Source organism: Campylobacter troglodytis (assembly GCF_006864425.1).
In the GTDB taxonomy this organism is placed as follows: domain Bacteria; phylum Campylobacterota; class Campylobacteria; order Campylobacterales; family Campylobacteraceae; genus Campylobacter_D; species Campylobacter_D troglodytis.
On sequence record NZ_QHLI01000029.1, the window covers coordinates 24,920 to 33,944 of the forward strand.

Genomic DNA, 9,025 nt, shown 5'->3' on the forward strand with positions numbered 1-9,025 from the left:
TTTAAGCTTTGAATTTTAGGCTTGTTTTGAGTTTAGCTGGGTTTTGAATTTAGATAAGCTTTGAATTTAACTAAACTGTGAATTTAAATGCGTGAATTTTAAGTTGAATTTTAACTTGAATTTAAGGCTTGAATTTGGCTGGGTTTTGAATTTTTACTTTAAATTTAAGTAGCATATGTGAATTCTAGGTTTTGAATTTATCTGAAATTTGAGTTTAAATGTGTGAATTTTAAGTTGAATTTAATGCCTTATTTTAATTGAGCCTTGAATTTAAGGCTTGATTTGAAGTTAGCTGAAATTTAAATTTATTTGCTTGAATTCAAGGCTAAATTTAAGGCTTGAATTTAACTTGCATTTAGGCTTGATTTGAACTCAACTTAAATTCAGGCTGAATTTAGGGCTTTACTTTAACTGTGTCCTTTTTGATTTAGGCACTAAGAAGCTTAATATCAGCTTTGAATTTTGCAAAAGAAAATTCCTTTATCAAAGCAGCTATGCTTTGCCACAAAAACTTCGCTTGTCTAAGAAACTACGGTTTAAGATCTTTTTACTTTTACTTAGCTTACAAGCCACTAATGCTAAACACTTAGAATGCTAAGAATTCAAAGATTTCTTACTCTTAGTGTATGCTTTTCAAGGCTTGATATAAAAAGTTTTTAAGACACTAGGTTCTTACTAAGATAAAGTTAAGTACTTTTTTAGAAAATAAACTAAATTTTTATTATAATTTAGCCTAGATTTTGAATTTAACTCTTTTGTAACTGTGATAAATTTAATCTTTTTTATAAAAGGGTTTTGAGTGTTTCTCAAAAAAGCTTTGAAAATCCAAATTTAAAGGACCTTGATGTTTAAATTAAAAGAAAACAAAAGCACGGTTAAAACAGAGTTCATAGCAGGGCTTAGCACCTTTTTGACTATGATCTACATTGTGCCTGTAAATGCTAGCATAATGTCAAATGCTGGTATGCCCTTTGATGCTCTAATCGTAGCCACCATACTCATCACCCTTTTTGCAAGCGCCCTTAATGCCCTTTATGCCAACACACCCATAGCGATGAGCGTTGGAATGGGGCTTAATGCCTATTTCACCTTTGGGGTGTGCCTAGCCTTGCAGGTTCCTTGGAAGGTGGCCTTGGGTGCTGTTTTCATAGCTGGCTTTATCTTTTTTCTCCTAGCCCTTACAAATTTTAGGCTTTGGGTAATCAAAAGCATTCCTCTTGATCTAAGAAGGGCTATTTGTGCTGGCATAGGAGCCTTTATAGCCTTTTTAGGCTTGCAACAAATGGGGCTTATAGTAAAAAGTGAGACAAGCTTGGTAGCACTTGGAGATTTAGGTAGTGAGGGGGTGCTTTTTTCTCTCTTTGGGCTTGTTTTGATACTCTTTTTTTGGGCTTTAAGGATAAAAGCTGCTTTTATCTTAGCAGTTTTATGCTCATCCTTGATAGCTTGGCTTTTTGGCATAGACGGGGCTAACTTGCCTGAAAGCTTTGTTTCTTTGCCAAATTTTAGCGAGGATGAGGGTTTAAAGGCCATTTTTATGCAGCTTGACATAGGTGCGGCTTTAAGCCTTGCTATGCTACCTGTGATTTTAACGCTTTTAATCACTCAGCTTTTTGATAGCATAAGCACCATCACAGGAGTTGGAGCAAGGGGCAAGCTCTTTGAGGATAAAAAAGGAGAAAAAAAGCTTGGACGAACACTTCAAAGCGATGCTACAAGCTCATTTCTTAGTGCCTTTATGGGCACCTCAACAGTAACAGCCTTCGTAGAAAGCTCAACAGGGGTTGAAAGCGGAGGACGCACAGGGCTTACTGCCTTGGTTGTAGCTCTTTGCTTTGGGCTTTGTTTGTTTTTGCTTCCCTTGTTTAAGGCTATCCCAGCTGGATCCATTTATCCTGTGCTTGTAATGGTGGGAATTTTGATGTTTATGGAGCTTGTGCATATTGATTTTAAGGATAGCTCTATAGCTGTGGCTAGTTTTTTCATAGTGCTTATGATGCCCTTTACCTACTCAATCACCACAGGACTTGCCTTTGGCTTTGTCGCTTACACCTTAATGAGCATTTTTACAAGACAGTTTCACAAGCTAAATCTTGGAATTTTAAGCCTTACTGCTATCTCTTTTGTGCTTTTTATCTTGGAGGCTTGAAATGAGAGTTTATTTGTTTGAGGAGTTTAACGAGGATCTTAAAGAGCTTAGCTCAAAGATTAAGGCTAGGTTTATACCTGAGGCTATCTTAGCTGTGGCAAGAGGTGGGCTTACTCTTGGGCATTTTTTGGCTATGAGCTTTAATAACCGCAATTTATTCACGCTTAACTGCATACATTATGAGGGCAATAAAAAGCTTGATGAGCTTAAAATCTTTAATGTGCCAAATTTAGAGGGCTTTAAAAGGGTTTTAATCGTTGATGATATGGTTGATAGCGGAGAGAGTATGAAGGAGATTAAAAGCTTGGTTGAGGCTAAATTTAAGTCCTGTGAATTTAGAGTGGCTACTATTTTTTACAAAAAAGATTCTATTTTTATGCCAGATTTCACCCTCAAAGAAGCCACTGAGTGGATAGAGTTTTTTTGGGAAAGGGTGTAGTGCTTTTATAAGCCTTGCAAAAGCTTTTGAGTGTCGATGACAGGCTTTGAATTTTGCATTCTTTCGTCAAAAAGATTAAACAAAATTAGACTAAAAGTCGTATAATTATTCCACCTTGTTTTTCCATTTAGAATATCAAGTGCGATTACTCATTTTTCTTCTTGAGTTAAAGAAAGATCTAAAAATAGTCTATATGCTTTTTGCCCTTGACTGTTAAGCAGTATCTATAAATTTGCCTATACTTAACCCTCCAACAACCTTACTCATTTCATCTTGTGTAAGGATTTTAACTCCAACACTTTGCTCGTTTGCTTTTTTGTTGCCAAAGATATAAGGTCTATATGCTCTGCAAAAACAAAAGAACTCAAACCTAACAAAACAACTAAAAACAAGCTTTTTATCTTTTCTCCTTTTGCAAAAAAATATAGGATTTATCACATAATTTTATCTTTTCATAGAAAAACTTTATTGTAAGCTTTTGAAAAAAGGCGAACTAGTAGCTTGCTAGACTAAAAAATATTTTTTAAAGAAACTTCACTTTGTCATATTTTGCAATGCTTAATACAACAATTTAAATACTTTGTGGAAAAAGTAGGTTTGATGTATCATAAATTTTATTTGTTATAATAAAACTTTGGTTTAAATTTAATTTTGTGTCTAAATTTGGAGAAAATGTTGTTTGTTAAAAAAATAATTTGCCTTTTGTGTATAGGTTTTTTTCTTTGTGCTGACGAAGTGGAATTTGATGACTTTGAGGCTGAATTTGAAAGCTTTAAGGTAAATGACCCGCTTTCAAGTTATAATAAAATGATGACAAGCTTTAATGTTGGCTTTTATAGCTATGTGATGCGTCCTGTTGTTGTGGGCTATGATTATATTATGCCAGATTTTATGCAAATAGGCATTAAAAATATTTTTACTTATATTTCTATGCCTCTTCGCCTAGTAGGTAATCTCTTGCAGTTTAAATTTAAAAATTCAAGCGATGAGCTTAAAAGATTTGCCTTTAACACAGTCTTTGGCTTTTTTGGTCTAATTGACGCTGCAACTAAGGTACAGATCCCCCTTCATCACGCTGATTTTGGACTTGTTTTAGCGCATTGGGGTGTGGGTGGGGGTTTTCACTTTGTTTTACCCATCTTAGGACCTTCAAATTTGCGCGACACAGTTTCTATGCCTGTAAATTGGTATGCTAGCCCTACTCATTATATAGATACAAATAGAAAGACCTGGCTTAGTTGGTATGGAATTGGTTTAACAAGTTTAGGCATAATTAACGAAGTGTCTTTTCAAATTCAAACCCTTGATGAGATCTACTATAACACGCCAAATCTTTACCCTTTCTTACGCGATGCGTATGAAAAAAGGCGAATGGAAATGGCAAAATGAAGGAAAAATGATGAAAAAAATATCCCTCTTTTTAATCCTTTGTGTGCTAAATTTAATGTCCTTACCCCTCAACGAGCTTTCAAAAACCATGCAAGAAAACATAGATAAAAGCCTTAGTTTGCTTAAAAAAGCCCCTAAAGACAAAAGCAAGGTCGCTAATGAAATGTTTAAGATCTTTGATCCTATATTTGATTATTCTTTAATGGCTAGATTAAGCCTTTCTAAGAACTACGACAAGTTAAGCCAAGCCCAACAAGATGAATTTAACAAGGTCTTTGAAGCCCAACTTAAAACAAGCTTTACAAACAAGCTTTCACTTTATACTGATGAAAAGATCATAATTAAAGATCAAGTGCAGAAAAACCAAAGAGTGTTTTTAAACGCGCAAATGCTAGTAGATGGGGAAATTAAAAACCTAGTCTTTAAATTCTACAACAAAAACGACAGTTGGCTCATTTATGATGTCGATGTTTTAGGAGTTAGCATCATACAAACCTACAGATCACAATTTGCTGATCTACTTGAAAAAGAAGATTTTAATAGCCTTCTTTCCAAACTTAAAAGTGCGAATTTTGATCTAAAATAATGCTTGTTTTACTCTACAAAAGCCTCATAAAACACAACAAACTTGTTTTTTTTACAAGCCTTGCCTTTTGTGTGTTTTTTAGCTTTTTTGCTAGCAAACTTTCAGTTGATGCTAGTGCTGAGAGTTTGCTCTTAGAAAATGACAAGGATCTAGCCTTTTTTAGAGAGGTAAATAAAAACTACAAAAGCGATGATTTTTTAATGCTTGCTTTTAAGCCAAAGGACGAAGATCCTTTTTCACCGCAAAGTTTAAGCCTACTTAAATCCTTACAAATAGAACTTGAAAGTGTAAGGGGGGTGCAAAAAATTTTAAGCCTTATCAACGCTCCTTTGCTTAAAAGTAGCGATGATAAAGAGCTAAAAGAACTGCTTTTAGATGTCCCAAACCTCACAAGCAAGGACATTAATCTTACAAAGGCAAGAGCTGAAATCACAAATAGCCCCTTTTACAAAGACAACATCATCTCAAAAGACGGCAAAAGCACGGCTTTAATCATTTATCTAAGCACGAATTTAGAGTATATGAGTTTGCTTGAAAGCAAGAATTTAGAAAAAGACACAAATAAAAAAGCTCAAATTCAAAAGCACATTGATAAATACAAACAAAAGCTTAAAATGGAGAATAAACAAAGATTAGAAAAAATCAAAAGCATTATACAAGGCTATGAGGCACAAACAAGTGGGCTTTATCTTAGCGGTGTTAGTATGATAGCTGATGATATGATAGCTTATATTAAGGATGATTTGCTTGTTTATGGGCTTAGCTTAGCCTTGCTTTTAAGCCTCGTTTTGTGGCTTTTTTTTCGCAAAATTTATCTTGTGCTTTTTGTTATCTTTGTTTGTCTTACATCCCTAGCAAGTGCGAGTGGTATTTTTACGCTTCTTGGCTTTAAAATCACAGTCATTTCATCAAGCTATCTTGCCCTAATGCTTATTATAACCATTTCTTTGATCATTCATCTTTTAACTCATTTTATAAATCTTTGCAAGAAATTTCCAAAAGCTAGCACAAAACACAAGATCCTCGCCACGCTTTTAGCTAAATCAAGACCTAGTTATTATGCTATCTTAACCACAGCCATAGGCTTTTTAAGCCTTATTTTAAGTAAGATCGAACCTGTAATTAAGCTTGGTGTGATGATGAGCGTAGGAATTAGCATAAGCTTAATCTTAAGCTTTTTATTCTTTGCAAGTATTTTTCCCTTTTTTAAAAATCTTCATTTTGAGGATAAGCAAGAAATTAAGCTAAATTTCTTAGCTTTTTGTGCGAACTTGAGTTTGAAATATCCTAAAAAAATCATTTTTTTAAGCCTGATCTTTGTGCTTGTTTCTTTGTTTGGTATAAATAAATTAAGGGTTGAAAATTCATTTGTAAGCTATTTTAAGGACAGCTCTGCCATTAAACAAGGCCTTGTTGTCATAGATAAAGAGCTTGGAGGCACCTTGCCCCTTGAATTAGTGCTTAGCTTTGAAAATTCTATTTCAAAGGAAGAAAGCGAGACTATCAATGAAAATGCCTTAACTTCAAAAGATAGCGAATTTGCAAGCTTTGAGAGCGAATTTGAGGATCTAAGCAAGGAGGATACTTATTGGTTTAATGCCCAAAAAACAAGTTTGGCTAAAAAAATTCACGAGTATTTACAAGCAAAAGAATTTGTAGGCTCTGTTTTAAGCCTAAATAGCCTTTTAAGCTTAGGCAAGGATCTTAACGAGGGCAAGGATTTAGATGACTTTGCTTTGGCCTTTTTAAATGAAAACTTGCCACAAAGCTTTAAACAAACCCTACTTAGCCCCTATGTTAATATAGAAAAAAACGAGCTAAGATTTATAATGCGTATAAGAGATTCTGATCCAAAATTACAAAGAAATGAGTTTATAAAAGAACTTCAAAGCGAGCTTACTGAGCTTACTAAAAACGATGGGGTGCAAATAAAACTAACAGGCATAATGCTTTTGTATAATAATATGCTTCAAAGCCTCTTTGCTTCGCAGTTTAATACCCTAGCCTTTGTGGTAGGCACGATCTTCTTGCTCTTTATCTTTGTGTTTAGTAGCATTAAATATGCCTTTGTTGGAATTGTAGCAAATGTAGTTCCCATTTGTCTTGTCTTTGCCTTGATGGGCTTTTGTGATCTTCCACTTGATCTAATGACCGTCATCATAGCAGCCATTTGTATAGGCATAGGTGTTGATGATAGCATACATTATATCTATAACTTCAAAAAAGAACTCGCCTCAAAGCTAGATCTAAGTGAGGCTATAAGGCATTCTCATCTTTATATAGGACAAGCACTTTTTCAAAGCAAGGTAGCTATAATCTTAGGCTTTAGCACTATGATTAGCAGTAATTTTATGCCTACTATTTATTTTGCCTTTTTAACTGTGCTTGTTATGCTTTTGTTACTTGTAGGAAGTCTGATCTTACTTCCTAGCTTACTCTTTTTGCTTTCAAGGAAGAGCTCCTTGTGAATAATAATAAATAGACATATAAGCCACAAAGGCTATAATCACAATGGCCATGTATTTTAAAAAGCCACTCATCCTAACTCCTTTTTTAATAAATTTAAAATTAAGCCCATCAAGCTTAAAGCCTTAAAGCGATGTGAAATTCTAGCCTTGACATCCTCATCAAGCTCGCCAAGTGTCTTTTCAAAGCCCTTTGGGATAAAAAGTGCGTCATAGCCAAAGCCATTTTCGCCTTTTTCTTGTGTGATAACCCGTCCGTGCATAAAGCCGTGTGTGGTGTAGTCTCCAAAAGCCGAGCTTATCGCAATGCAAGCTGTATAAAAAGCCTTACTTTCACTTAAATTCAAGGCTTTTAGCTCGCTAATTAATTTCTCACGGTTTGCCTTGTCGGTTTTTTGCGGTGAAAATCTAGCTGAGTGAATGTTTGGAGCATTATTTAAAGCCTCAACGCTTATGCCACTATCATCGCTTAAGACCACAAATTCACGCCTTTGTGCTTCATTTAAAGCCTCAAACACCGCCTTGCTTTTAAGTAAAGCATTTTCCTTAAAGCTAGTGCCGTTTTCTTCAATCTCAAAGGGCTTTAAGACCTCATTAAAGGCGTAAATTTCATAGCCTTTTAATATGCCTTTAAGCTCAGTTAGCTTGTGAGCGTTGTTTGTGGCTAGTAAAATTTTCACGCCTTGTCCTTTTTGGGCTAAATTTTGACAAAAACAGCTGACATTATACCAAAAATCACTAAAATTAGCCTTTTTTGCCCAAATTTTTGCTCGCATTCAAGTCAAAGCGTGGCTTAAATTCAAGGTTTTCCCCCCAAAAAGCGAAAAAATTTTAAAAAAATTCAAAATTTTTCATTTTCATTTACTCGCGGTTGGGGGGGGGGGCATTGTATTATTAGCTTAATTATTAGCTTGTCTAAATTTTTTAGCCTTTTTTGCGAAGGGCGGATTTAGAAATTTTTTCTAAAAGGACACACAATGGCAAATTTGTTTGATATGCAAGCCTTTAAGGGGCAAATCAGCAAGGTCAAAAAAGAGGTGCTAACGCACACAAGTGGCGAGATTGAAAAATCGGACATAAAGATAGATGCAAAATACTCGTTTTTATGGCAAAAGGTCATCACCACGGGCAAGGGTGGCGGAGGTGGTGGCAAAATAACAACCACACACGAGCATTACACGAATTTTAATATAGACAAGACCTCGTTTCGTTGTGCTGGCGATTATAATTTTGAAGATGGCGATGAGGTAATGCTTTATGCAAATGAAACAAATCAAGGCTTTTATAGGGTGGTATTCCTTAAAAATGCTTCAAGAAATTTCATAGTCTCACCCCAAGCTCCAAGCCACCCCATTTTCAGTGCCATTTTGTGCATATGTTTTTGGGGATTTCTTACTTGGATAGCACTTGTAGCTAGTTCTATACTTGATTTTTTGATAGGCTTTGATGAGCAAAAATTGTCTTTTTACGAAACAATTATTATTGTAATTGGAGTATGTTGTGGCATCTTATTTACCTTTCTTGGCTTTAAATTTGCAAAAACACAAAGGTCTAATTTCAATGAAGTTTATGATGAAATAATAAAATATAACGGCGAAAATTCAGCTTAAATTCAGCTTTAAGCTTGAACTTTTGAATTCTAGCTTGAATTTTTGAATTTTTAATTGAATTTTTTGAATTTCAATTGAAAAGTTTGAATTTTAATTGAAATTCTTAACTTCTAGCTGAATTTTTAAAATTCTAAGTGAATTTTTTTTAAATTCCAAACTGAATTTTGCACGAATTTTGGCTTTAAATTCAGCAAAGCTTTGAATTACGCAAAGCAAAAATGAATTCAAAGCCTTAAATTCAGCAATTTAGTCTGAATTTAAGCGATTTGAAGCCACATTCAAATCAAATTTAAAACAAACACCTTTTAAATTTAGCCCAAACACCGCCACCCACAAACCCCACAAACCCCACAAACCCCACAAACCCCCCAAACCCCCCAACCCCCC

9 protein-coding genes are annotated in these 9,025 nt (G+C 34.7%); 6 read left to right on the top strand and 3 right to left on the bottom strand.

All coding sequences use genetic code 11. From position 1 onward, the window contains the following. Positions 1-844: 844 nt before the first annotated feature. Positions 845-2,149: an NCS2 family permease gene (locus tag DMC01_RS07225; protein ID WP_142693583.1), complete on the top strand. Its 1,305-nt coding sequence runs from the start codon at positions 845-847 to the stop codon at positions 2,147-2,149. A gap of 1 nt (position 2,150) precedes the next feature. Next, positions 2,151-2,588: a phosphoribosyltransferase gene (locus DMC01_RS07230; RefSeq protein WP_142693584.1), complete on the top strand. Its 438-nt coding sequence runs from the start codon at positions 2,151-2,153 to the stop codon at positions 2,586-2,588. Between the two features lie 213 nt (positions 2,589-2,801). Here DMC01_RS07230 and DMC01_RS07235 read toward each other — a convergent pair whose 3' ends face one another. Beyond that, the gene (locus DMC01_RS07235) at positions 2,802-3,026 is read right to left on the bottom strand and encodes a hypothetical protein (protein ID WP_142693585.1); all 225 of its coding nucleotides are present in this window, start codon (positions 3,024-3,026) and stop codon (positions 2,802-2,804) included. 234 nt (positions 3,027-3,260) lie between these two features. On the opposite strand from DMC01_RS07235, the gene DMC01_RS07240 reads away from it, so the two are divergent. Genes DMC01_RS07240 through DMC01_RS07250 form a run of 3 tightly spaced genes read left to right on the top strand, consistent with a single transcriptional unit; the run spans position 3,261 to position 7,031 of the window. Beyond that, positions 3,261-3,977 carry an MlaA family lipoprotein gene (locus DMC01_RS07240; protein ID WP_142693586.1) on the top strand — a complete coding sequence of 239 codons (717 nt, stop codon included), beginning with the start codon at positions 3,261-3,263 and terminating at the stop codon, positions 3,975-3,977. Positions 3,978-3,987: 10 nt separating this feature from the next. Then, complete coding sequence (locus DMC01_RS07245; RefSeq protein ID WP_142693587.1) at positions 3,988-4,563, top strand: MlaC/ttg2D family ABC transporter substrate-binding protein; 576 nt, start codon at positions 3,988-3,990, stop codon at positions 4,561-4,563. Continuing rightward, positions 4,563-7,031, top strand: coding sequence for an efflux RND transporter permease subunit (locus tag DMC01_RS07250; RefSeq protein ID WP_142693588.1), 2,469 nt, complete (start codon positions 4,563-4,565; stop codon positions 7,029-7,031). Before DMC01_RS07245 ends, DMC01_RS07250 begins: the two co-directional genes overlap by 1 nt. Before the next feature lie 68 nt (positions 7,032-7,099). On the opposite strand, the gene rdgB is transcribed toward DMC01_RS07250, so the two are convergent. After that, complete coding sequence (gene rdgB / locus DMC01_RS07255; protein WP_142693589.1) at positions 7,100-7,708, bottom strand: RdgB/HAM1 family non-canonical purine NTP pyrophosphatase; 609 nt, start codon at positions 7,706-7,708, stop codon at positions 7,100-7,102. Positions 7,709-8,005: 297 nt separating this feature from the next. On the opposite strand from rdgB, the gene DMC01_RS07260 reads away from it, so the two are divergent. Then, entirely contained in the window at positions 8,006-8,638 is a 633-nt protein-coding gene (locus DMC01_RS07260) for a hypothetical protein (protein WP_142693590.1), read from the top strand. Between the two features lie 90 nt (positions 8,639-8,728). Here DMC01_RS07260 and DMC01_RS13465 read toward each other — a convergent pair whose 3' ends face one another. Further along, positions 8,729-8,866, bottom strand: coding sequence for a hypothetical protein (locus DMC01_RS13465; protein ID WP_185908811.1), 138 nt, complete (start codon positions 8,864-8,866; stop codon positions 8,729-8,731). Positions 8,867-9,025 lie beyond the last annotated feature (159 nt).